The organism is Streptomyces sp. SID9727 (genome assembly GCF_010550605.1).
In the GTDB taxonomy this organism is placed as follows: Bacteria; Actinomycetota; Actinomycetes; order Streptomycetales; family Streptomycetaceae; genus Streptomyces.
The window spans coordinates 15726-37851 of sequence record NZ_JAAGNI010000312.1 but is presented as its reverse complement, the minus strand read 5'-3'; the positions used below and the strand labels follow the sequence as shown (position 1 = coordinate 37851).

Genomic DNA, 22126 nt, shown 5'->3' with positions numbered 1-22126 from the left:
CGGCCCCGCCACCCGTCCCGGTGGCGGGGCCGCGGCGCCTGTCAGTACTTCCGGTCCTTGAGGACCTTCGCCGCCTGCTCCGAGGTGAAGGCGGTCTCCTCGGTGACGACGCGCTCCGGGACCTTCTCGCCCTTGACGACCTTCTTGGCCAGGTCCATCAGCTGGTCGCCGAGGAGGGGGTTGCACTCCACGATGTAGTTGATCTCGCCGTCCGCGAGGGCCTGCATGCCGGCCTTGACCGCGTCCACGGTGATGATCTTGATGTCGGTGCCGGGCTTCTTGCCGGCCGCCTTGATCGCCTCGATGGCGCCGAGGCCCATGTCGTCGTTGTGGGAGTACACGACGTTGATGTCGGGGTGCGACTTCAGCAGTGCCTCCATGACCTGCTTGCCGCCCGCCCGGGTGAAGTCACCGCTCTGCGAGGCCACGATCTTGATGTCGGACTTTCCGGCGATGGCCTCCTTGAAGCCCTTCTGCCGGTCGATGGCCGGGGCGGCGCCGGTGGTGCCCTGGATCTCCGCGACCTTGGCCGGACCGTTCGCGTTCTCGGTCAGCCACGTGCCCGCCTTGCGGCCCTCCTCGACGAAGTCGGAGCCGAGGAACGTCTTGTAGAGGGAGGTGTCCTCGGAGTCGACGGCGCGGTCGGTGAGGATCACCGGGATCTTCGCGCGCTTGGCCTCCAGCAGGACGGCGTCCCAGCCCGTCTCCACCACCGGGCTGAAGGCGATCACGTCGACCTTCTGCTGGATGTAGGAGCGGATGGCCTTGATCTGGTTCTCCTGCTTCTGCTGCGCGTCGGAGAACTTCAGCTCGATGCCGGCGCTCTTGGCCGACTCCCGTACCGACTTGGTGTTGGCGGTGCGCCAGCCGCTCTCCGCGCCCACCTGGGCGAAGCCCATGACCAGCTTGCCGCCGCCGGACGACTTGGACCCGCCGCCGTCGCCGCTCCCGCAGGCTGTCAGCGTGGCCAGCGCCAGCGCGCAGCCGACCATGGCAATTTTCTTGAACACAGCGTCGTCCTCCATCGTGAACCGTGCGTCCCTGCCGCCGACCTCTGCGATCGGGGGCCACGGGCGTCAACAGTGAGCGCTAACATTTACCGCGTCAACCCCTGGGGGAACCACAATTCGGCATCGGCGCGCACTTGTTGTGGACGAGACTGTTAACGCTCACTATGAGGGGGCCGGCGGCTGAGGACCGGCCTCCGGGGGGCGGTGGAGCCCGCGCCGCGGGGGCCGTACCTTGGCCGGGCGTAGATTGAACGTTCATTGCGGATCACCCGCGGCCCCCGCCGACAAGCGGGGCGGGGCGGTCACCGTCAGGAGGAGATGGGTGTGGAGGACGCCACGGCGACGAGTCCGGTGGTGCGGGTACCGGCGATGACCGATGTCGCGCGGCTCGCGGGCGTGTCGCATCAGACGGTGTCCCGGGTACTCAACAGCCACCCCAACGTGCGCGAGCAGACCCGGCTGCGGGTGCTCGCCGCGGTGAAGGAGCTGGGCTACCGGCCCAACCGTGCCGCGCGCGCCCTGGTGACGGGGCGCTCGCAGCTGATCGGCGTGATCGCCCAGAACTCCACGCTGTACGGACCCTCCTCGCTCCTGGCCGCGTTCGAGATCGCCGCCGCCCGCCAGGGCTTCGCGGTCAGCGTGCACCGGGTGCCCGAGCTGGGGCAGTCCTCGATCACCGCCGCCGTCGAGCGCCACCGCGACGAGCGCGTGGCCGGGATCGTGGTCATCGCGCCCACCGCCTCGGCCGACGCCGCGCTGGCCGGGGTGCCCGCCGAGGTGCCCCTGGTCACCGTCGACGGCGACCCCGAGCGCGGGGCGCCGATGGTGTCCGTGGACCAGGAGCAGGGCGCCTACGAGGCCACGAAGCACCTGCTGGAGGCGGGCCACGAGACGGTGTGGCACATCTCGGGCCCGCCGGACTGGTTCGACGCGGCGGGCCGCATCCGCGGCTGGCGCCGGGCGCTGCAGGAGGCCGGGGCGGAGGTGCCTCCGGTCAGCACGGGCGACTGGTCCGCCGCGTCCGGGTACCGGGCGGGGCAGATGCTGGCCAGGATGCCCGAGGTCACCGCGGTCTTCGCGGCCAACGACCACCAGGCCCTCGGCGCCCTGCGCGCCATGACCGAGCGGGGGCGTTCGGTCCCGGACCAGGTGAGCATCATCGGGTTCGACGACGTGCCCGAGTCGGCGTTCTACTCGCCGCCGCTGACCACCGTGCGCCAGGACTTCGGCGCGGTCGCCACCACGACGCTCGACCTCCTGCTCGGCCTGATGAACGGTGCCGAGACGAAGGGCGCGCAGCCCGTCATCACCCCGGAGCTCGTCCGCCGGGAGAGCGTGCGGGCGCCCGCCGGCGGCTGACCGGGCCACCGGCAGGCCGTGCCCGGGGGCGTGCGGCTACCGGTGCCAAGGGCCCCGCACACGGTGTGCGAGGCCCTGGCAGGCGTGATGTGCGGTGGTCACGCGGCTCCGGGGTTGCCGTAGTAGGCGTCCGGGCCGTGTTTGCGGGTGAAGTGGCGGTCCAGCAGGTGGGGCGGGGGCTCCACCGCGCCCAGGGCGATGGTGTGCAGGGCCATCTCGGCGACCGCCTCGCAGATGATCGCGTGCTCCAGGGACTTGGTCGCGTCGGCGCCCCAGGTGAACGGGCCGTGGTGGGCGACCAGGGCGCCGGGCACCTCTCCGGCCCGGTCGTCGTCGCGCTCCAGGAGGTCCACGATGACCTGCCCGGTGTTGTACTCGTAGTCCTCGGCACACTGCTCGGGCGTCAGCGCGGCGGTGACCGGCACGGGCCCGTTGAAGGTGTCGGCGTGGGTCGTTCCGAGCACCGGAATCGCTCGTCGGGCCTGGGCGAAGGCGACGGCGTGGGTGGAGTGGGTGTGGGTCACCCCGCCGATCGAGGGGAAGGCGAGGTAGAGGCTGCGGTGGGTCTCGGTGTCGGTCGAGGGGCGGAGCCGGCCCTCCACGACGCTTCCGTCGGCGAGGGAGACGACGACGAGGTCGTCGGCGCCCAGCGCGTCGTAGGGGACCCCGGACGGCTTGATGACGAAGACGCCGGCCTCCCGGTCGACACCGCTCACATTGCCCCAGGTGAGGGTGGCGAGCCCGGCCCGGGGGATGCGGAGGTTGGCTTCGAGTACGTCCCGGCGCAGTTCTTCCGATACGGTCCCGGTCACGGAGGGCTCCGTCCTGGTGGAGGTGTCGGCGGCGGTCACAGGCTCTGGGCCAGCCGGTGGTACGCCTGGTTCCAGCGCAGTTCGCGGGTGAAGCTCCGGATGGTGGTGTCCCGGTCGATGACGGCGAGTTCGGTGCGCAGCATCTCGGCGAGGTCCTCCAGCTCCTCGCCGCCGAGTGCGGTGGTGAGGACGGTGTGGTGCGGTGCTCCGGCCGTCAGCCATGCCTCGGTGGAGGTGCGCAGGTCGGGGGTGGGCCGCCACACGGCGCGGGCCACCGGCAGCGCTGGCAGCGGCTCCGGCGGGGTGACGACGTCGATGTGGTTGGCGACGAGCCGGAAGCGGTCGCCCATGTCCGCGAGCCCGACGACCACGGCGGGGCCGGGGGCCGCGTCGAAGACCAGCCGGACCGGGTCCTCCCGGCCACCGATGGAGAGCGGGTGGATCTCGCAGCTGGGGGTCGCCGTGGTGAGCGTGGGGCAGACCTCCAGCATGTGGGCACCGAGGATGAGTTCCTGGCCGGGCGTGAGGTCGTAGGTGTAGTCCTCCATGAACGACGTGCCGCCGGGCAGCCCGTGCGCCATGGCCTTGAGCGTGCGCAGCAGGACGGAGGTCTTCCAGTCGCCCTCGCCGCCGAAGCCGTAGCCGTCGGCCATCAGGCGCTGGACGGCGAGCCCGGGCAGCTGGCGCAGGCCGCCGAGGTCCTCGAAGTTGGTGGTGAAGGCGCGGAAGCCGCCCTCGGTGAGGAAGGCGCGCAGACCGGCTTCGATGCGGGCGGCGTAGCGCAGGGACTCGTGGCGCTCGCCGCCCGGCCGCAGCTCGGGAGCGAGGGCGTAGAGGTCCTGGTACTCCTTGACGAGCGCGGTGACGGTGGTCTCGTCGGCGGCGTCCACGGCGGTGACGAGGTCGTTGACGCCGTAGGTGTTGACCGAGACCCCGAAGCGCAGCTGGGCCTCGACCTTGTCGCCCTCGGTGACGGCGACGTCGCGCATGTTGTCGCCGAAGCGGGCGAGTCTGAGGCCGGCGAGTTCGGCGCGGCCCACGGCGGCGCGCGCCCAGCCGGCGATGCGGTCGACCACCTCGGGGGTGGTGACGTGGCCGGCGACGGTCTTGCGGGGGACGCCGAGGCGGGTCTGCACGAAACCGAACTCGCGGTCGCCGTGGGCGGCCTGGTTCAGGTTCATGAAGTCCATGTCGATGGTGGACCAGGGCAGTTGGCGGTTGGCCTGGGTGTGCAGGTGCAGCAGCGGTTTGCGCAGGGCGTCGAGGCCGGCGATCCACATCTTGGCCGGGGAGAAGGTGTGCATCCAGGCGATGAGGCCGATGCACCGGTCGTCGGCGTTCGCGTCGAGACAGACCCTGCGGATGGCGGCCGCGTCGGTGAGGACGGGCTTCCAGACCACGCGCACCGTCATCTGCGGCTGGTCCGCGAGGGTGTCGCGGATGACCCGTGACTGGTCGGCGACCTGGGCCAGGGTCTCGTCGCCGTAGAGGGACTGGCTGCCGGTGAGAAACCAGATCTCGCGGTCGGGCTGGGCGAGCGTCATGTCGGGTGTGCTCCTCGTCGTGCTGGAAAGAAGGGTCCGGGCCTGGGCAGGTCAGCCCGCGGTGGCGGTGCGCGCGGCGTTGCGGATCCGGCGCAGACGGTGCAGGAGGAGATCGGCGCCGGTGCCGAAGTGGTCGTGGAGGGCGCGGTATTCGGCGAACAGCGCGTCGTAGGCGTCCGCCCGGCCGGGGTCCGGGGTGTACGCGTGCCGCTGGACGCTCCCCATCGCGGCGGCGGCGGTCCGGACGTCCGGGTGCGCGCCCGCGGCCACGGCGGCGTGGATGGCCGAGCCGAGCGCGGGCCCCTGCTCGGAGGTGCCGAGGGAGACGGGGCGGCGCAGGACGTCGGCGTAGATCTGCATGAGCAGGGCGTTCTTCTTTAGCCCGCCGGTGACGATGAACTCCTCGACCGGAATCCCGCCGGCCTCGAACGCCTCCACGATGACCCGGTTGCCGTACGCGGTGGATTCGAGCAGGGCGAGGTAGACGTCCTCGGGGCGGGTGTCGAGGGTGAGCCCCGCGACGACCCCGGAGAGGTGGTGGTCGACCAGGGTGGAGCGGTTGCCGTTCATCCAGTCCAGGGCGACCAGGCCGTGCGCGCCGACCGGCTGTCCGGCGGCCTTGCGGGTCAGGAGCTGGTGCAGGTCCTCCCCCGCGTCCCTCGCCTCGGTGCGGTAGTCGTCCGGTACGCCCTGCCGGAGCCACCAGGCGAAGATGTCACCGACCGCGCTCTGCCCGGCCTCGTAGCCGTAGGCGCCTTCCACGACGCCGCCCTCGACGACCCCGCAGATGCCGGGGACGTCGGCGAGGGTGGCGCCGTTGAGCACGTGGCAGGTGGAGGTGCCCATGATGGCGAGCAGCCGGCCGTTCTCGACGGCTCCGGCGGCGGGGGCCGCCACGTGCGCGTCGACGTTGCCCGCGGCCACGGCGATGCCCTCGGGCAGACCGGTCCAGGCCGCGGCGCGGCCGCTCAGGCCGCCGACGCGGGAGCCCAGCGCCGACAGCGGGTGCTCCAGGCGGGTGGCGGGGAAGTCCGCGAACTCCGGGTGGAGCCGGGAGAGGAAATCGGGCGAGGGGTAGGCGCCGTCCTGGTGGATGCCCTTGTAGCCGGCGGTGCAGGTGTTGCGCGATTCGGCGCCGGTGAGCTGCCAGACGATCCAGTCGGCCGCCTCGATCCAGCGCGCGCAGGCGGCGTAGACCTCGGGATCCTCCTCCAGCACCTGGAGGGCCTTGGCGAACTGCCACTCGGATGAGATCTTGCCGCCGTACCGGCTGATCCACTTCTCGCCCCGGTCGTGCGCGAGGGCGTTGATGCGGTCGGCCTGCTCCTGCGCGGCGTGGTGCTTCCACAGCTTCGGCCAGGCGTGCGGGTGGTCGGACCACTCGGGCAGCAGGGCGAGCGGGACGCCCTCCGCGGTGGCCGGCAGGACCGTGCAGGCGGTGAAGTCGGTGGCGATGCCGATGATGCGGGCCGGGTCGACCCCGGCGGCCTCGACCGCCGCCGGGACCGCGGTACGGAGTACGTCGCGCCAGTCCTCGGGGTGCTGCAACGCCCAGTCGGGGGGCAGCGGTACGCCCGTGAGCGGGAGGCGGTCCTCGATGACGGCGTGGCGGTAGTCGTGGACCGCCGAGCCGAGTTCGGCGCCGTCCCGCACCCTGACCACCACGGCGCGCCCGGACAGGGTGCCGAAGTCCACTCCGACCGTGCAGGCGTCGGGGAGGTGCGGGTCGACGGGGTCGGAAGAGGCGTGTGGCGTCACGATGCGGTCTCTCTCGTCTGGGGTGGGCGGGGCGGCAACGGACCCCCGTTGATTGTTAGCGCTCACAATCCTTGGAGGCAAGGGCTGCGTGCACTTTTGTGACCCCTGATCGAATCGGCGGTCACACCCGTCTCCGCGCATCACACAATCCACACGCGGAACCTGCGGGATGCGCCACGATTACCTCCCTTTCCTCCGGTTACGACCGCACCCCGGCGCAAGAAAAGACGCCGGGGACCCTTGCACCCCCTTGATGCGAGCGCTAACAATCGAGCTTCACCCAGGCCGCCGCGACGACGGGATTGTCAGGTCATGCCCATGAAGAACTTCCGAGCCGCGTCCGCCCTCGTGGCGGTGACCACCGGCTGCGCCCTGCTCCTCACCGCCTGCGGACAGGACAGCGCGGGAGGAAGCCAGGAGAAGAAGGACAAGAAGGACGTCACCATCGGCATCGCCATGCCGACCAAGTCCTCCGAGCGGTGGATCGCCGACGGCAAGAACATGACCGCGAGCCTGAAGAAGGCCGGCTTCGCCACCACGCTCCAGTACGGGGAGGACGACCCCGACCAGCAGGTCGCCCAGATCGAGAACATGATCACGCAGGGCGTCGACGCGCTCGTCGTGGCCGCCATCAACGGCGAGGCCCTGTCCAACGTCCTCCAGCAGGCCGCGGACGCCGACATCCCCGTGATCTCGTACGACCGGCTCATCCTGGGCTCGCCGCACGTCGACTACTACGCCTCCTTCGACAACGAGAAGGTCGGCGAGCTCCAGGCCACGTACATCGTCGACAAGCTCGGACTGAAGGGCGGCGCGAAGAAGGGCCCGTTCAACATCGAGCTGTTCGCCGGGTCCAACGACGACAACAACACCAAGTACTTCTTCAACGGCGCCATGAAGGTGCTGAAGCCCTACTTCGACAAGAAGCAGCTGGTCGTGCGCTCCCAGCAGACCCGGCTCAACCAGGTGACCACGCTGCGCTGGGACGGCGGGACCGCGCAGAAGCGCATGGACGACCTGCTGACCTCCTCGTACTCCTCCGCGCACGTCGACGCGGTGCTCTCCCCGTACGACGGCATCTCCATCGGCATCCTGTCCGCCCTGAAGTCCGACGACTACGGGAGCAAGTCCAAGCCGCTCCCGGTCGTCACCGGTCAGGACGCGGAGGTCGCGTCCGTGAAGTCGATCATCGCGGGCCAGCAGACCCAGACCGTCTACAAGGACACCCGCGCCCTGGCCCAGGTCGCGGCGGACATGGTGACCGCGGTACTGAACGGCAAGAAGCCCGAGGTCAACGACGAGTCCACGTACGACAACGGCAAGAAGGTCGTGCCCGCCTTCCTGCTCGACCCGGTCAGCGTCGACAAGGCGAACTACCGGAAGGTCCTGGTCGACTCCGGCTACATCGACGCCAAGGAGCTCGGGTGAGCCCCGCCGCCCCCGAAGCCCCCGCCGCCCCCGGCCCCGTCCTCGAAATGCGGTCCATCGTCAAGACGTTCCCCGGAGTCCGGGCGCTCTCCGAGGTGACCCTGTCCGTGCGGCGCGGCGAGGTGCACGCCCTGTGCGGCGAGAACGGTGCCGGCAAGTCGACGCTCATGAAGGTGCTTTCCGGCGTCCACCCGCACGGCTCGTACGAGGGTGAGATCCTCCTCGACGGCGAACCGTGCCGCTTCAAGGACATCCGGGCCAGCGAACGGCGCGGGATCGTCATCATCCACCAGGAACTCGCGCTCGTCCCGCATCTGTCGATCGCCGAGAACGTCTTCCTGGGCAACGAGCCGGCCCGGCGCGGGATCATCGACTGGCGCGAGTCGCTGCGCCGCGCGTCCGCGCTGCTCAAGCGGGTCGGTCTGGACGACCATCCGGAGACGCGGGTCGCCGACATCGGCGTGGGCAAGCAGCAGTTGGTGGAGATCGCGAAGGCGCTGGCGAAGGACGTCCGGCTGCTGATCCTGGACGAGCCCACCGCCGCGCTCAACGACGAGGACAGCGCGAAGCTGCTGCGGCTGATGCGGGAGCTGAAGGACCAGGGCATCACCTCGATCATCATCTCGCACAAGCTGAACGAGATCGCCCGGATCGCCGACTCCGTCACCATCCTGCGCGACGGGCGGTCCATCGAGACCCTGGACGTCAACGACCCGGCCACCACCGAGGAGCGCATCATCCGCGGCATGGTGGGCCGGGACCTCGACAGCCGCTTCCCCGACCGCACCCCGTACACCGGCGAGACCGACACCCGGCCCGCCCTGGAGGTCAGGGACTGGACGGTGCGCCACCCGCTCGACCGCGCCCGCAAGGTGGTCGACGGGGTCTCGCTCCAGGTCCGGCGCGGCGAGATCGTGGGCATCGCCGGGCTCATGGGCGCCGGCCGGACCGAGCTCGCGATGAGCGTCTTCGGGCGCTCGTACGGGCACTACGAGCGGGGCTCCGTCCTCAGGGACGGCCGCGAGGTGCGCACCCGTACGGTGCCCGAGGCGGTCGGCCACGGCATCGCGTACGTCACCGAGGACCGCAAGCACTACGGCCTCGATCTCGGGGACTCGGTGGGCCGCAACATCTCGCTCGCCTCGCTCGGCTCCCTCGCCCGCCGGGGTGTGGTGGACGGCCACGAGGAACGCAAGGTGGCCGAGCGGTACCGGCGGACCATGAACATCAAGACGCCGAACGTCCTGGAACCGGTCGGCCGGCTCTCCGGGGGCAACCAGCAGAAGGTCGTCCTCAGCAAGTGGATCCTCACCGGTCCGGACGTCCTCATCCTGGACGAGCCCACACGCGGCGTGGACGTGGGCGCCAAGTTCGAGATCTACACCGTGATCGACCGGCTCGCCGCCGAGGGCAAGGCGGTCCTCTTCATCTCCTCCGAGCTGCCCGAGCTGCTCGGCATGTGCGACCGCGTGTACACCATGGCCGCCGGCCGGCTGACCGGCGAGGTCGCCCGTGAGGACGCCACGCAGGAAGTGCTGATGCGGCACATGACCCGGGACACCCCCGTACCACCGGTGGCCACCGCGGGCACCACCCCCACCGAAGGACAGCAGGCATGAGCACCGACGTCAGCACCCACACGAAGGCCACCCCGCCCTCCGGCCAGGGAGGTTCACCGCCGACGGCCGCCCCGGTCGTCCGGGTCCTTCTGGACGGCGTGCGGCGGAACATGCGCCAGTACGGCATGCTCTTCGCGCTCGGCCTGATCGTGCTCCTGTTCCAGGTCTGGACGGGGGGCGACCTGCTGCTCCCGCGCAACGTCTCCAACCTGGTGCTCCAGAACAGCTACATCCTGATCCTGGCCATCGGCATGATGATCGTCATCATCGCCGGGCACATCGACCTGTCGGTGGGCTCCCTGATGGCGCTGGTCGGAGGCGTCGGGGCGGTGCTCATGGTCGAGCACCATCTGGCCTGGCCGGTCGCCGTGGTCCTCACCCTGCTGCTCGGAGCCGTCGCGGGGGCGCTCCAGGGCTTCTTCATCGCGTACGTCGGCATCCCGTCGTTCATCGTGACGCTCGCGGGCATGCTGCTGTTCCGGGGGCTGACGGAGATCTTCCTCAAGGGCCAGACGCTCGGCCCGTTCCCGGAGGGCATGCAGCGGGTCGCCAACGGCTTCCTGCCCGAGGTGGGGCCGGAGACGAACTACCACAACATCACGCTGGTGCTGGGCCTGGGGCTGGCGGCGTACGTGGTGTTCCAGGAGCTGCGGGACCGGCGGCGGCAGCGCGAGTTCACGCTGGAGACCCTGCCGACGGGCCTGTTCGCGCTGAAGGTGACGGCTCTGGTCGCCGCCGTGCTGGTCACGACGCTGCTGCTGGCGAGCTACAAGGGGGCGCCGGTGGTGCTGCTGATCCTGGCGGTGCTGCTGGTCGGCTTCGGCTACGTGATGCGCAACGCGGTGATCGGGCGCCACGTGTACGCGATCGGCGGCAACCTGCCCGCCGCGAAGCTGTCCGGGGTCAAGGACCGGAAGGTGACCTTCGCGGTCTTCCTCAACATGGGGATGCTCGCCGCGCTGGCCGGTCTGGTCTTCGCGGCGCGCTTCAACGCGGCCTCCCCGAAGGCGGGGGTGAACTTCGAACTGGAGGCCATCGCGGCCGCGTTCATCGGCGGGGCGTCGATGAGCGGCGGTGTGGGCACCGTCCTGGGAGCCATCATCGGCGGACTGGTCCTCGGTGTGCTCAACAACGGCATGAACCTGGTCGGGGTCGGGACCGACTGGCAGCAGGTCATCAAGGGCCTGGTGCTGCTCGCGGCGGTCGGCTTCGACGTGTGGAACAAGCGGAGGGCGGGCGCCTGACCCGCCCCTGACGCGGCTGTGCCCGCCGGTTCGGTGAACCGGCGGGCACAGCCGCGTCTCCTCAGCCCCTGGTGCCGAACCGCAGGACCGTCCTCGACCGGTACGCGTCACCGGGTCGCAGCACGGTGGACGGGTCGCCGGGCCGGTTGGGCGAGTCGGGGAAGTGCTGCGTCTCCAGGGCGATGCCGGCGCCGGCCCGGTAGCGCGCGCCGCCCTTGCCGACGACGGATCCGTCGAGCTGTCCCCCGGTGTAGACCTGGAGGCCGGGTTCGGTGGTCAGCACCTCCAGGGAGCGGCCCGTGGCGGGGGCGTACAGGACGGCGGCGGTGCGCGGCGCGTCGTCCCGGAGCGCCTCCAGTACGAAGTTGTGGTCGAACCCGCCGCCCGTCTCCGCGAGTTGGCCAGCGGGGGAGGCCAGTGCCTCGCCGATCACGCGCGGCCGGCGCAGGTCGAACGGTGTTCCGGTGACGGGGAGATGGTCGCCGCGCGGGATGAGGTCCGGTCCGACGGGCGTGAAGTGGGCCGCCTCGACGGTCAGTTCGTGGCCGAGGATGTCGCCCGCGCCCTCGCCTCCGAGGTTGAAGTACGCGTGGTTGGTCAGGTTGACCGGGGTGGCGGCGTCGGTGGCCGCCGCGTAGGAGAAGGTGAGGTCGCCGTCCCGGTCGATGAGCATGGAGACCGTGACGTCCAGGTTCCCGGGGAAGCCCTGGTCGCCGTCGGGGCTGCGGAGGCGCAGGAGCACCCCGGTCCGCTCGGGGGTGTGCACGCTTTCGGCTTCCCAGACCCGGTGGTCGAACCCGTCCGTCCCGCCGTGCAGGCAGTGGCCGTTCTCCTGGGTCGTCAGCCGGTGGGGCGTGCCGTCCAGGGTGAAGCGGCCGTGCGCGATGCGATTGGCGTAGCGGCCTACGGTGGCGCCGAAGTACCGGGCGGCGGTGGCTGTCAGGGCCGGGTCGGCGGGCGCCAGGACGACGTCGGCCATGTCGCCGTTCCGGTCCGGCACCCACAGGCCGTGGAGGCGGGCACCACGCGTGTGCACCTCCGCCACGAGCCGGCCGGGGAAGCCGAAGGTCCAGCGCTGCCCGGAGTACGCGTCGGGGCGGCAGACGGGTGGGCCTCCGGCGAAGAGGGCCGCGGAGGAGGTCGGAGGAGTTCTCTCGGACTGATACACACCTAGCATTGTGAGCGCTCACTCAAGCTGCCTCAACCCTTCGCCAGGCATTATGACGGATGCGAACGCGCCTGCAAGGTGAGCGATAACAATGTGCGACGGCAGGGCGGGCACCGCCATCTGCGGCGGCTCGTCGCCGCCACGCGAGGGCTCCGCCGCCACGCGCCCGGCGGGCACCGGCCGGCGTGGCAGGCGGCGGCCTCCCGGGCGGTCGCGGAACCCGCCCCTCCGCGTACGGCCCGGGCGAGCGGGACCGTCCGAACCAGCCCGGAATTGTGGCCTCCGCCACAGCATGGATGATCGCCTCCTGATGAGATCACCGGATGCTCGGTCTCATCCTCCGCGTTCTGCCCTTCTGGGTGCGCGAACCCCTGTTGATCCTCCTCGGATCCCTCTTCGGCGCGGGCATGGTGTTCAACGCCGTCGTCGAAGCCGAGTCCCGGTGGATCATGGCGGGGCTCGGTGCGGCTCTCCTCCTCGTCACCGCGTACCGCATCCGCACGGTGACCCACGCCTGGCGCGCCCGCGAGGAGGCCGGGCGCGCCCCGGCGCAGCAGCGCCCCGCCGCCGGGCCGGCGGCACCGAAGCAGAAGGAGCCCAACGCCTGGGCGCAGGTCTTCGTGGCCCTGGCCCTGGTCGGGGCCCTCGTGGGCGCGGTGTGGCTGGCCCCCCGCGTCACGGGGGACGGCACCGCCACCGCCCGGAAGCCCGCCACCTGCTCCGACGACGAGCCCGGGAAGCGGCTGCCGAAGGCGTACGCCCTGACGCCGGGCGCGGTCACCGGCGACGATCTGTGCAAGGCGCTCAACCGGTCCGACCTGGCGGACCTCCTGGGAACGCCCGGCGAGCAGCCGACGGTGGCGTACGGCAACAGCGGCACCGCGTCCCTGACCGCCGACAAGGTCGCCGAGCCGGAGGCCCGGGTCCAGTTCCCCACGTACACCGTGGAACTCTCCGCCACGTACAACCATCTGACGGTCGCCCAGTACGCGAAGGTGCTGGCGCCCCAGACGCTGGACCACACGACGCACAAGGTCCTCGGCCGGCCCGCGGTCTTCACCTCGGACCACCTCATGCGGTTCCGCATCGGGGGCGACGCGTCCGGCGGGCCCGCCACGGAAGGTCCCCTGGCCAGGACGCTGACGGTGGCCCTCGACCGCGAGGACCCGGGCGGCTCGTTCGACTTCACCGTGTGGAGCGCGTCCGGGGCCGTCCTGCCCGAGGACGGCGTCATCCTCGGCATCGTGGAGAAGATCCTCCCGACGCTCCCGGGGGAACCCGGCTGAGCCGGGGCGGCGCCGCCGCTACACCTCCGGTTCCCAGTCCCGCAGCAGGTCGAGCAGCTTCCCGTCCCCGGCGATGCGCAGGGCTTCCGCCGGAATGCGGTTGTACAGGTGGAGGACCAGGTCACCGGCCGGGCCCCGGACGGCCACCCCTGCGGTGCCGACGCCCTCGACGGCGGGCGCGGGGATACGGGCGGGGCGGGCCCCGTCGCCGTCGACGACGAGGCGCCAGGAGAGGCCCTCGAAGGCGTGGAAGTCGAAGACCGCCGGCGGATGCGGCCAGGCGCTCGGCGTCGCGACGCAGGTGAACAGGAACTCCTCCACACCGTCGAGCCCCACCTCCTCCGGCAGCGGCTCCGGCACGCCCTGCGCGCTCTGGGCGTCGTACGTGTGCACCGCGCTCTCCTGGACCCGGTGGCGGGCGACTCCCCCGGCGTTCTGCGGCGTCAGGGCCGGCCCCCACCAGGTCCAGCAGCCCCGCTCCGGACCCGCTTCCCGGAGCGTGTCGAGCAGGAGTTCCGTGGACTCGGCGAGCCAGGCCACGAGTGCGTCCGGCTCGCGCGGCGGGACCAGGGCGGCGCGGGCGGCCAGGGCCTCGGCGGGCGGGGCGGCGGCGGGGCCGGCCTTGACGATGTCGGCCCAGTAGCGGTCACCACCGCCCAGGTGCTGGGCGAGGTCGTACAGATTCCAGCCGGGGCAACCCGGCACGGCGGCGTCGAAACCGGGTGCGGAGGCGATCGCGGCGCGGAAGGCCGCCGACCGCTCGTCGATGAGCCGCAGCAGACCGGTGAAGTCATGGGATGGGGTCACCGGGACTGCCTATCACCGGGATCCGCCCACCGGCCACCGATTTCCGCGCCCCGCCCCCGTGCGCCCGCCTGCCCGCCCCGCCCCGCACACACACCTGCCCACCCTCTATAAAATTTTGCCCAGCCTGCAAAATTGCATAGCATGCATCTTCATGAGCGACGATCCTCCCCTGGGGCTGCGGGAACGCAAGAAGCGCGCCACGCGTGACGCCCTGGCGGGCGTGGCCCTGCGCATGGCCGCCGAACGGGGCTTCGAGCACGTGACCGTCGAAGCGGTCACGGACGCCGTCGGGGTCTCCGTGCGCACGTTCTTCAACTACTTCCCGTGCCTGGAGGACGCGATCACGCGCCCCGTCCAGGAGAACGCCGAGCGGACCCGCCGGGCCGTCCTCAACGCTCCCGGGCACCTGACCGCGCTCGAAGCCCTCAGCGAGGCCATCGCCCAGGAGCTCGCCTCCATCGAGGAGGACCACGAGCGCTGGGAGCTCCAGCTGGAGGTGCTGAGGAAGAGCCCGGCCCTCCTCCCCAACTTCCTGGCCGCCCGGGGCGCCGACGAGAACGCCATGGTCGCCGTCGTCGCCGAACGCCTCGGCCAGGACCCCGAGACCGACCTCCACCCCCGGCTCCTCGCGCACGTGGCCCTGGCCGCGGTGCGCGCGGCGGTCGAGGTCTGGGTGGCCACGGGCCGAACCCGTACCTTCCAGAGCCTGTACCGCGAGGCGTTCGCCTCACTGGCCGCCGGTCTGAAGGGCTGAGCCGCACGGCGCGCGCCGGCCCACCCGTCACCCACCGCACCACCCTCCGCGCCGCGCCACTGGGCGCGGAGCCAGTCACCAGAGAATGAGGAACGTCAGCCGATGACCGCTGCCGTCACACCCGAAACCGGCGCCGCCGGTCCGACCGAGGGGGCCGCGTCAGGCATGACGCGCCGCCAGATACTCCAGGCCATGTCGGGCCTGATGGCCGGCATGTTCGTCGCCATCCTGGCCTCCACGGTCGTCTCCAACGCCCTGCCCCGGATCATCGCCGACCTGCACGGCACCCAGTCCTCGTACACCTGGGTGGTCACGGCCGAACTCCTCGCCATGACGGCGACCGTGCCGATCTGGGGCAAGCTCTCCGACCTGTACGACAAGAAGCTGCTCATCCAGCTCTCGCTGTCGATGTTCGTCGTCGGCTCGCTCGTCGCCGGCTTCTCGCACAGCGTCGGGCTGCTCATCGTCAGCCGTGTCGTCCAGGGCATCGGCGCGGGCGGTCTCACCGCCCTCGCCCAGGTCGTGATGGCGGCGATCATCCCGCCGCGTGAACTCGGCCGCTACTCCGGCATCTTCGGTGCGGTCTTCGCCGTCGGCACGGTCGCGGGTCCGCTGATCGGCGGGGTCCTGGTGGACACCTCGTGGCTGGGCTGGCGCTGGTGCTTCTTCATCGGGGTGCCGTTCGCGCTGCTCGCGATCGTGCTGCTCCAGCTGACCCTGAAGCTGCCGACGATCCGCCGCGAGGTGAAGATCGACTACGTGGGTGCCGTCCTCATCATGAGCGGTGTCAGCTCGCTGCTGCTGTGGGTGACCCTCGCGGGCAACCGCTTCGACTGGGCGTCCTGGCAGACCGCCGCGCTCGTCTCCGCCGGCGTGGTCCTGCTCGCCACCGCGGTGTGGGTCGAGTCCCGGGTGGCGGAACCGATCATCCCGCTGGGCATCTTCCGCAACCGCACCGTGGCACTGACGACGGTGGCGAGCCTGCTGGTCGGTGTCGCCATGTTCGGCGGCACGGTGTTCCTCTCGCAGTACTTCCAGATCTCGCTGGGCAAGTCCCCGACGACCGCGGGCCTGATGAGCCTGCCGATGATCCTCGGTCTGATGATCTCGACCACCGTGGCCGGGCAGATCATCTCCGCCCGGGGCAAGTGGAAGGGCTTCCTCATCGCGGGCGGCATCATCATGACCGCGGGCATGGGCCTGCTCTCCACGATCGGCGCGGACTCCTCGTTCGGTCTGCTCAGCGTCTACATGGTCGTCCTCGGGGTCGGCGTCGGCATGCTGATGCAGAACCTCGTGCTGGCCGCCCAGAACGACGTGCCCGCCTCCGAACTCGGTGCGGCCACCTCGGTCCTGTCGTTCTTCCGCAGCCTCGGCGGCGCCATCGGGACGAGCGCCCTGGGCGCGGTCCTCGGCCACCGGGTCACCCAGGAGCTGGAGAAGGGCTTCGGCGGGGCGGCCGGCGGCGGGACCGGCGGCGGTGTCCCCGAGCTCAGCAAGCTGCCTGAGCCGGCCCGTGTCATCGTGGAGAACGCGTACGGCGTCGCCACCGCCGACGTCTTCCTCATCGGCGCCCCCTTCGCGTTCCTGGCGCTCGTCGCGGTGCTCTTCATCAAGGAGAAGCCGCTGCGCACCCAGAGCGGCATGGAGCGCCTGGCGGAGGAGACCGCGGCGGCGTCCCAGCCCGCCGCCCCCGCCGCGCACTGATCGCGGCCGTCCGGGGCCCGGCGGCCCCGGACGGCTCGCCGGCCGCGCCGCCTGTCATGGTGTCGAGATGACGCTTCCCCCCGACAGCCGCGCGGCCGACGCCTTTCCCGAGCAGTTCGCCCGCACCCGCCGCTTCTCGCTGGGCGTGCCCCGGCAGTTCAGCGTCTCCCCGGACGGTGAGCGGATCCTGTTCGTCCGGGGCACGTCGGGCGTCGACCCGGTGAGCCGGCTCTGGCTGCACGAGGACGGCACGGAGCGGCTGCTCGCCGACCCGCTCGGGCCGGGCTTCGCGGCAGAGGCCCCCGGCGAGGTCCCGCCGGAGGAACGGGACCGGCGCGAACGCGCCCACGAGACCTCGTCCGGCGTCGTCTCGTACGCCACCGACGCCTCGGTGCGTCTGGCGGTCTTCGCCCTCGCGGGCGCCCTCTGGCTCGTCGCCACGGACGGCTCCGCCCCCCGCCGCCTGCCGACCGCCGGGCCCGCCGTGGACCCCCGCCCCTCCCCCGACGGCTCGCTGGTCGCGTACGTCTCCGGCGGCGCGCTGCGCACGGTACGGGCGGACGGCACCGGCGACCGCGCGCTCGCCGGACCCGACGGCGACCTCATCACGTACGGCCTGTCCGACCACGTGTCACAGGAGTCCATCGGCCGTACGCGCGGCTACTGGTGGTCCCCCCGCGGGGACGCCCTCCTGGTCGCCCGCACCGACACCACCGGCGTCCGGCGCCGCTACCTCACCGACCCCGCGCACCCCGAGCGCCCGCCCCGCGAGCTGGCGTACCCGACCGCCGGCACCCCCAACGCGAAGGTCTCGCTGCACCTCGTGCGGCTGTCCGGCGAGCGCACCGCCGTCCGGCTCCCCGGCGAGGCGGGCGGCGGGCACCCCGAAGGCGCCTGGACGGACCGGGCGTTCGAGTACGTGGTGGCGGCGGGCTGGGACGACCGGGGTCCCCTGGCCTCCGTGCAGACCAGGGACCAGCGGTCCGTTCACGTCCTGGCGGTGGACGAGGCGACCGGCGCCACCAGGACCCTGCACCGCGCCCACGATCCCGCCTGGGTCGCCCTGCGTCCGGGCACCCCGCTGCGCCTGCCGTCCGGCGCGCTCGTCGTGCCCGCGCGTCCCGGCGGCGACACCCAGGGCCTGGACATCGGCGGTGCCCCGACGCCCCCGGGCCTGGAGGTGCGCGAGGTACTCGGCACGGTGGACGGACGGGTGTACTTCACGGGCGGCGACGAGCCCACCGAGGTCCACGTCTGGTCGTGCGGCACGGCCGGAGACCTGGCCCGGGTGTCCGGCGCCCCCGGCGTGCACACCGCAGCCGTCGGAGGACCGGTGGTGGTCCTCGACAGCCGGACCCCGGACGGCCATACGGTGACCGTGCTGCGGGACGGCGCGGCGACGGGCCGGATCGCCGTCCTGGCCGAGGAACCGCTCGTCACCCCGCGCCCCCTGGCGCTGAGCCCGGGCGCGCGGGGTCTGCGCAGCCGCCTCCACCTGCCGTCCTGGCACGCGCCGGGTGACGGGCCGCTGCCGGTGCTGCTGAGCCCGTACGCCGGCCACGGCATGCAGATCGTGCTGAAGGTGCGGGCGTGGTGGACGGCGGTCGCCCAGTGGTTCGCGGAGCAGGGGTTCGCGGTCCTCGTCACGGACGGGCGGGGCACGCCGGGGCGCGGCGAGGCATGGGAGAAGTCGGTGCACGGCGACCGGCTGACGGCCGTGCTGGAGGACCAGATCGACGCCCTGCACGCGGTGGCCGCCGACCGCCCCGAGCTGGACCTGACCCGGGTGGCGATGCGCGGCTGGTCGTTCAGCGGGTACCTCGCGGCAGCGGCGGTGCTCCGGCATCCGGAGGTCTTCCACGCTGCGGTGGCGGGCGCGGCCCCGGCGGACCGGCGGCTCTACGACACCCACTGGGAGGAGCGCTTCCTGGGCCACCCGGACGTGCTGCCGGAGAACTACGACCGCAGTTCCCTGCTGGCGGAGGCCGCGACGCTGACCCGGCCGCTGATGCTGGTGCACGGGCTCGGCGACGACAACGTCACCGTGGCGCACACCCTGCGCCTCTCCACGGCCCTGCTGGCCGCGGGCCGTCCGCACACGGTGCTGCCGCTGTCCGGGGCCGGTCACCTGGTGAGCGGGTACCGCACGGCGAGCGGGCTGCTGCGGCTGGAGCGGGACTTCCTGCGGAACGCGCTGCGGGTCTGACGGCACGCCGTTCACCCCAGGGGGTCGTCCAGCCCCGCCCACGGGGTCGTCCAGCTCATCCCATGGGGTCGTCCAGCTCCCGCCCCGCCTCGCGCAGCGCCGCGACCGCCGCGCGGACCGAGGGCCGCCGGTCCGCGTCCGTCCGCCACACGGCGTGGACATGGCGGCGCATCCGCTGCCGCACCGGCACCAGCCGTACCCCGTCGGGCACGGGCCCCCGCCCCAGCCGGGGCGCCACGCACACGCCCATCCCGGCGGCGATCAGCGCGAGTTGGGTGTGGTGTTCACCCGCGAGGTGGGCGATGCGCGGTTCGATGCCCTTGGAGCGGAGCGTGAACATCAGCCAGTCGTAACAGAATTCGCCCTCGGGCCAGGACACCCAGTCGTCGTCCGCGAAGTCCTCCAGGTCCACTTCGGTGCGGCCGGCGAGCGGGTGGCTCGCCGGCATCGCGATGTCCGGGGCGTCGTCCAGCAGTTCCGCCCGGGTCAGTCCACCGGGCACCGGGAGCCGCTTGTTGCTCCAGTCCAGGACCACCGCGAGATCGATGTCGCCCCTGAGCACCGCCCGGATGCCGGCCTCCGGCTCCAGTTCGAGGGTGCGCACCCGCAGTTCGGGATGGCCGGAGCGGAGGGCGAGCAGCGTCGAGGGGAAGAGGCCGCGCGCGGCCGTGGGGAACGCGCCGAGCCGGATCTCCCCCACGACCTCACCGCGCTGGGCCTCGATGTCGGACTGCGCCAGCTCGACCTGCGAGAGGATGCGGGCCGCGTGGCCGGCCAGCAGGCGGCCCGCGTCGGTGAGACGCACCCCGCGCCCGTTCCTGGCGAGGAGCTGCTGGCCGACCTCGCGCTCCAGCTTCGCCATCTGCTGCGAAACGGCCGACGTCGTGACGTGCAGCCCTTCGGCGGCGGCGCTGACCGAACCGAGCCTGGCCAGGGCGTCCAGGGTGCGCAGGCGCTCCAGGTTCAACATGTAAGCGATGCTACGTGAAGCAGTGCATAAAATCTCACTTGTGCTACGAGGTGGGGGCGGCGATCGTTGTCACCATGAGCGCCCCGACCACACCGAGAGCCACCTCCGAGCCCTCCCCCGCCGTACTCCCCGAGCCGCCGGACGCCCCCGCCCGGCGGCCGGCCCTGGACTGGCGGCTGCGCTTCGCGGCGCTCTCACTGATCTGGGGCTTCAGCTTCCTCCTGATCAAGGTGGGGACCGACGCCTACGCCCCGTTCCAGGTGACCCTGGGGCGGCTCCTGTCGGGCACGGCGGTCCTGGCGGTGGTCATGGCGGTGAAGCGGGAGCGGCTGCCGCGGTCCGCCCGGACCTGGGGCCATCTGGCGGTGGCGGCCTTCTTCCTGAACGCCCTGCCGTTCTCCCTGTTCGCCTACGCCGAGCTGTCCATCCCGTCGACGCTGGCGGGCATCTGCAACGCGACCTCGCCGCTGTGGGGCATGGCACTGTCGCTCGTCGCCCTCTCGGAGGACCGGCCGACCCGCCGCCGCGTCGCCGGTCTCGGCCTCGGCTTCCTCGGTGTCCTGACGGTGCTGGGCGCCTGGCAGGGTTTCTCCGGCCTGGACTTCAGCGGCACCGCGATGGCCCTCCTGGCCTCGCTGAGCTACCCGGTCGGCTGGATCTACGTCCGCCGGACGCTGGCCGGCAGCGGCGCGTCGACCCTCGCCCTCACCGGCAGCCAGCTCTTCCTGGGAACCGTGCAACTCGCGGTCGTCACCCCGCTGTTCACCACCGTCCCCGACGGCTTTCCCGTCCTGCCCACGCTGGCCGTCGTCGCGCTCGGGGCGCTGGGGACGGGACTGGCGGTGCTGCTCCAGTACGGCCTGGTGAACGAGGTGGGGCCGACCACCGCGCAGATGGTCACCTACTTCATCCCGGTCATCGCCACGGCGGCCGGTGTGGCCGTGCTCGGCGAACAGCTGAGCTGGAACACCCCCGTCGGCGCGCTCGTCGTCCTGGCCGGAGCCGCGCTCACCCAGAGCCGTCGACGCACCTGAGGGACCGGCGGCCGCACCCGTGAAGCCGGCGCCGCACCATGGCGCCGGGGCCGCACCCATGACGCCGGTGCCTCATCCGTAACTCAGCGGCCTCGCCGGTCCCGCCGCCCGTGCCACCGCGTCGGCCAGCGGTCCGATGTCGGCGTCGGTGAGCGGGGAGACGGTGATCCGGACCGCCTGGGGCGCGGCGATACGGAACCTGGCCCCGGGCGCCACCGCCCAGCCCGCCTGCAACAGCCGGGCCACCGCGCCCGTCTCGTCGCTCACCGGCACCCAGACGTTCATCCCGCTGCGGCCGTACGCCAGCACACCGCGCTCCGCCAGCGCGCGGACGAGGGCGTCCCGGCGGCGGGCGTAGGACCGGGCCACCGCGCGCGAGTCCACGGCGCCGGCGCTCCAGAGGTGCACCACGGTCCGCTGCAGCAACCGGCTGACCCAGCCGGGCCCGAGCCGCTGGCGGCCGGCCACGCGGTCGATCGTGACCGCGTCCCCGGTCAGCACCGCGACCCGCAGGTCCGGCCCGTACGCCTTGGCCACCGAGCGGACGAACGCCCACCGGCCCGTGGCCCCGGCCAGCGGGTGCAGCGGCTGGTCCACGATGGCGTGGCCGTGGTCGTCCTCGACGAGCAGGACGTCCGGGTGCCGGGCGAGGACCGCCCGCAACCGCCCCGCCCGGTCCGCGGAGACCGTGGCCCCGGTCGGGTTCTGCGCCCGGTCCGTGATCACGACGGCCCGGGCACCCGCCTGGAGCGCCGCTTCGAGCTCATCCGGCAACGGCCCGTCCTCGTCCAGCGCCATCGGCACGGGCCGCATGCCGAGTGCGGGCACCAGGTCCAGGAGCCCGCCCCAGCCGGGGTCCTCGACCGCGACCCGGTCGCCCGGCCTGAGGTGGGCGGAGAGCACCCGCTCGATCGCGTCCAGCGAGCCGGACGCGGCGGCCACCGGCCCGGCCGGCACCCCGTCGGCGTCCATCGCGGCACGCGCGAGTGCGGCGAACTCCGGGTCCACGGCCGCCTCCCCGTACAGCCCGGGCTCGCGCGCATACGCCTCGGCGACGGACGCGAACGCCTCGCCCAGACGCGGGAGCAGCGCCGGATCGGGGCTGCCGTCGCCCAGGTCCCGTACACCCGGCGGCGCCTCGACCCGCATCGAACCGCGCGCGGTGCTCGCGGGGCGCGGCCTGACCCGGCTGCCCCGGCGCCCGGCGGTCTCGATCACCCCGCGCTCGCGCAGGGTGCGGTAGGCCGCCGCGACGGTGTTGGGATTCACCTCCAGCCGGGCCGCCAGCTCCCGCATGGGAGGCAGCACATGACCCGGCGGCAGCTCGCCCGAAGCGACCCCGCGTTCGACGCTGGCGGCGATTTCCTGCGCACGCCGCCCACTGATCCGATACTCTCCTAGCACAAACAACAGTATGCAC

General features: G+C 72.3%; 17 protein-coding genes. 9 read left to right on the top strand and 8 right to left on the bottom strand.

Annotated features, from left to right (window positions below):
• Nucleotides 1-41: 41 nt before the first annotated feature.
• Nucleotides 42-992: an ABC transporter substrate-binding protein gene (locus G3I41_RS21095; RefSeq protein ID WP_164401971.1), complete on the bottom strand. Its 951-nt coding sequence runs from the start codon at nucleotides 990-992 to the stop codon at nucleotides 42-44.
• A gap of 336 nt (nucleotides 993-1328) precedes the next feature.
• Between G3I41_RS21095 and G3I41_RS21090 the strand changes: the two genes are divergently transcribed.
• Nucleotides 1329-2369 carry a LacI family DNA-binding transcriptional regulator gene (locus G3I41_RS21090; protein ID WP_203601423.1) on the top strand — a complete coding sequence of 347 codons (1041 nt, stop codon included), beginning with the start codon at nucleotides 1329-1331 and terminating at the stop codon, nucleotides 2367-2369.
• Between the two features lie 98 nt (nucleotides 2370-2467).
• Here G3I41_RS21090 and araD read toward each other — a convergent pair whose 3' ends face one another.
• From araD to araB, 3 genes are read right to left on the bottom strand one after another with little or no spacing between them, the layout of a single operon-like run.
• Nucleotides 2468-3181, bottom strand: coding sequence for an L-ribulose-5-phosphate 4-epimerase AraD (gene araD, locus G3I41_RS21085; protein ID WP_343242196.1), 714 nt, complete (start codon nucleotides 3179-3181; stop codon nucleotides 2468-2470).
• A gap of 35 nt (nucleotides 3182-3216) precedes the next feature.
• Nucleotides 3217-4725 carry an L-arabinose isomerase gene (araA, locus tag G3I41_RS21080; protein ID WP_164401951.1) on the bottom strand — a complete coding sequence of 503 codons (1509 nt, stop codon included), beginning with the start codon at nucleotides 4723-4725 and terminating at the stop codon, nucleotides 3217-3219.
• Nucleotides 4726-4776: 51 nt separating this feature from the next.
• On the bottom strand, nucleotides 4777-6483 hold the full coding sequence (araB, locus tag G3I41_RS21075; protein ID WP_164401950.1) for a ribulokinase: 1707 nt from the start codon (nucleotides 6481-6483) through the stop codon (nucleotides 4777-4779).
• A 318-nt stretch (nucleotides 6484-6801) separates the two neighbouring features.
• On the opposite strand from araB, the gene chvE reads away from it, so the two are divergent.
• From chvE to mmsB, 3 genes are read left to right on the top strand one after another with little or no spacing between them, the layout of a single operon-like run.
• Entirely contained in the window at nucleotides 6802-7911 is a 1110-nt protein-coding gene (gene chvE / locus G3I41_RS21070) for a multiple monosaccharide ABC transporter substrate-binding protein (RefSeq protein ID WP_164401949.1), read from the top strand.
• A gap of 47 nt (nucleotides 7912-7958) precedes the next feature.
• On the top strand, nucleotides 7959-9530 hold the full coding sequence (mmsA, locus tag G3I41_RS21065) for a multiple monosaccharide ABC transporter ATP-binding protein (protein ID WP_164401970.1): 1572 nt from the start codon (nucleotides 7959-7961) through the stop codon (nucleotides 9528-9530).
• A complete protein-coding gene (mmsB, locus tag G3I41_RS21060; protein ID WP_164401948.1) occupies nucleotides 9527-10774 on the top strand; it encodes a multiple monosaccharide ABC transporter permease in 1248 nt (415 codons plus the stop codon). Before mmsA ends, mmsB begins: the two co-directional genes overlap by 4 nt.
• A gap of 61 nt (nucleotides 10775-10835) precedes the next feature.
• Here the strand turns inward: mmsB and G3I41_RS21055 are convergent, their stop codons facing one another.
• On the bottom strand, nucleotides 10836-11942 hold the full coding sequence (locus G3I41_RS21055) for an aldose epimerase family protein (protein ID WP_164401947.1): 1107 nt from the start codon (nucleotides 11940-11942) through the stop codon (nucleotides 10836-10838).
• A gap of 323 nt (nucleotides 11943-12265) precedes the next feature.
• Here G3I41_RS21055 and G3I41_RS21050 point away from each other — a divergent pair, with 323 nt between their 5' ends.
• Nucleotides 12266-13228: a DUF6215 domain-containing protein gene (locus tag G3I41_RS21050; RefSeq protein ID WP_164401946.1), complete on the top strand. Its 963-nt coding sequence runs from the start codon at nucleotides 12266-12268 to the stop codon at nucleotides 13226-13228.
• Between the two features lie 18 nt (nucleotides 13229-13246).
• Here G3I41_RS21050 and G3I41_RS21045 read toward each other — a convergent pair whose 3' ends face one another.
• On the bottom strand, nucleotides 13247-14035 hold the full coding sequence (locus tag G3I41_RS21045) for a maleylpyruvate isomerase family mycothiol-dependent enzyme (RefSeq protein WP_343242195.1): 789 nt from the start codon (nucleotides 14033-14035) through the stop codon (nucleotides 13247-13249).
• Nucleotides 14036-14186: 151 nt separating this feature from the next.
• Between G3I41_RS21045 and G3I41_RS21040 the strand changes: the two genes are divergently transcribed.
• From G3I41_RS21040 to G3I41_RS21030, 3 genes are all read left to right on the top strand, one after another.
• Nucleotides 14187-14789: a TetR family transcriptional regulator gene (locus tag G3I41_RS21040; protein ID WP_164401945.1), complete on the top strand. Its 603-nt coding sequence runs from the start codon at nucleotides 14187-14189 to the stop codon at nucleotides 14787-14789.
• A gap of 102 nt (nucleotides 14790-14891) precedes the next feature.
• Nucleotides 14892-16496 (top strand): MDR family MFS transporter, encoded by a 1605-nt coding sequence (locus tag G3I41_RS21035; protein WP_164401944.1) that lies wholly within the window; start codon nucleotides 14892-14894, stop codon nucleotides 16494-16496.
• 67 nt (nucleotides 16497-16563) lie between these two features.
• Nucleotides 16564-18702 (top strand): prolyl oligopeptidase family serine peptidase, encoded by a 2139-nt coding sequence (locus G3I41_RS21030; protein ID WP_164401943.1) that lies wholly within the window; start codon nucleotides 16564-16566, stop codon nucleotides 18700-18702.
• A 55-nt stretch (nucleotides 18703-18757) separates the two neighbouring features.
• Here the strand turns inward: G3I41_RS21030 and G3I41_RS21025 are convergent, their stop codons facing one another.
• Entirely contained in the window at nucleotides 18758-19672 is a 915-nt protein-coding gene (locus G3I41_RS21025) for a LysR family transcriptional regulator (protein WP_164401942.1), read from the bottom strand.
• Nucleotides 19673-19746: 74 nt separating this feature from the next.
• On the opposite strand from G3I41_RS21025, the gene G3I41_RS21020 reads away from it, so the two are divergent.
• Nucleotides 19747-20706, top strand: a complete 960-nt coding sequence (locus G3I41_RS21020) for a DMT family transporter (RefSeq protein ID WP_203601422.1) — start codon at nucleotides 19747-19749, stop codon at nucleotides 20704-20706.
• A 72-nt stretch (nucleotides 20707-20778) separates the two neighbouring features.
• Here the strand turns inward: G3I41_RS21020 and G3I41_RS21015 are convergent, their stop codons facing one another.
• A complete protein-coding gene (locus tag G3I41_RS21015; RefSeq protein WP_164401940.1) occupies nucleotides 20779-22110 on the bottom strand; it encodes an aminotransferase class I/II-fold pyridoxal phosphate-dependent enzyme in 1332 nt (443 codons plus the stop codon).
• Nucleotides 22111-22126 lie beyond the last annotated feature (16 nt).

Coding starts and splice junctions, on each gene's coding strand:
- G3I41_RS21095 (WP_164401971.1), bottom strand. CDS start 992: ATGGTCGGCTGCGCGCTGGCGCTGGCCACGCTGACAGCCTGCGGGAGC.
- G3I41_RS21090 (WP_203601423.1), top strand. CDS start 1,329: ATGGGTGTGGAGGACGCCACGGCGACGAGTCCGGTGGTGCGGGTACCG.
- araA (WP_164401951.1), bottom strand. CDS start 4,725: ATGACGCTCGCCCAGCCCGACCGCGAGATCTGGTTTCTCACCGGCAGC.
- chvE (WP_164401949.1), top strand. CDS start 6,802: ATGAAGAACTTCCGAGCCGCGTCCGCCCTCGTGGCGGTGACCACCGGC.
- mmsA (WP_164401970.1), top strand. CDS start 7,959: ATGCGGTCCATCGTCAAGACGTTCCCCGGAGTCCGGGCGCTCTCCGAG.
- mmsB (WP_164401948.1), top strand. CDS start 9,527: ATGAGCACCGACGTCAGCACCCACACGAAGGCCACCCCGCCCTCCGGC.
- G3I41_RS21050 (WP_164401946.1), top strand. CDS start 12,266: ATGCTCGGTCTCATCCTCCGCGTTCTGCCCTTCTGGGTGCGCGAACCC.
- G3I41_RS21040 (WP_164401945.1), top strand. CDS start 14,187: ATGAGCGACGATCCTCCCCTGGGGCTGCGGGAACGCAAGAAGCGCGCC.
- G3I41_RS21035 (WP_164401944.1), top strand. CDS start 14,892: ATGACCGCTGCCGTCACACCCGAAACCGGCGCCGCCGGTCCGACCGAG.
- G3I41_RS21030 (WP_164401943.1), top strand. CDS start 16,564: ATGACGCTTCCCCCCGACAGCCGCGCGGCCGACGCCTTTCCCGAGCAG.
- G3I41_RS21025 (WP_164401942.1), bottom strand. CDS start 19,672: ATGTTGAACCTGGAGCGCCTGCGCACCCTGGACGCCCTGGCCAGGCTC.
- G3I41_RS21020 (WP_203601422.1), top strand. CDS start 19,747: ATGAGCGCCCCGACCACACCGAGAGCCACCTCCGAGCCCTCCCCCGCC.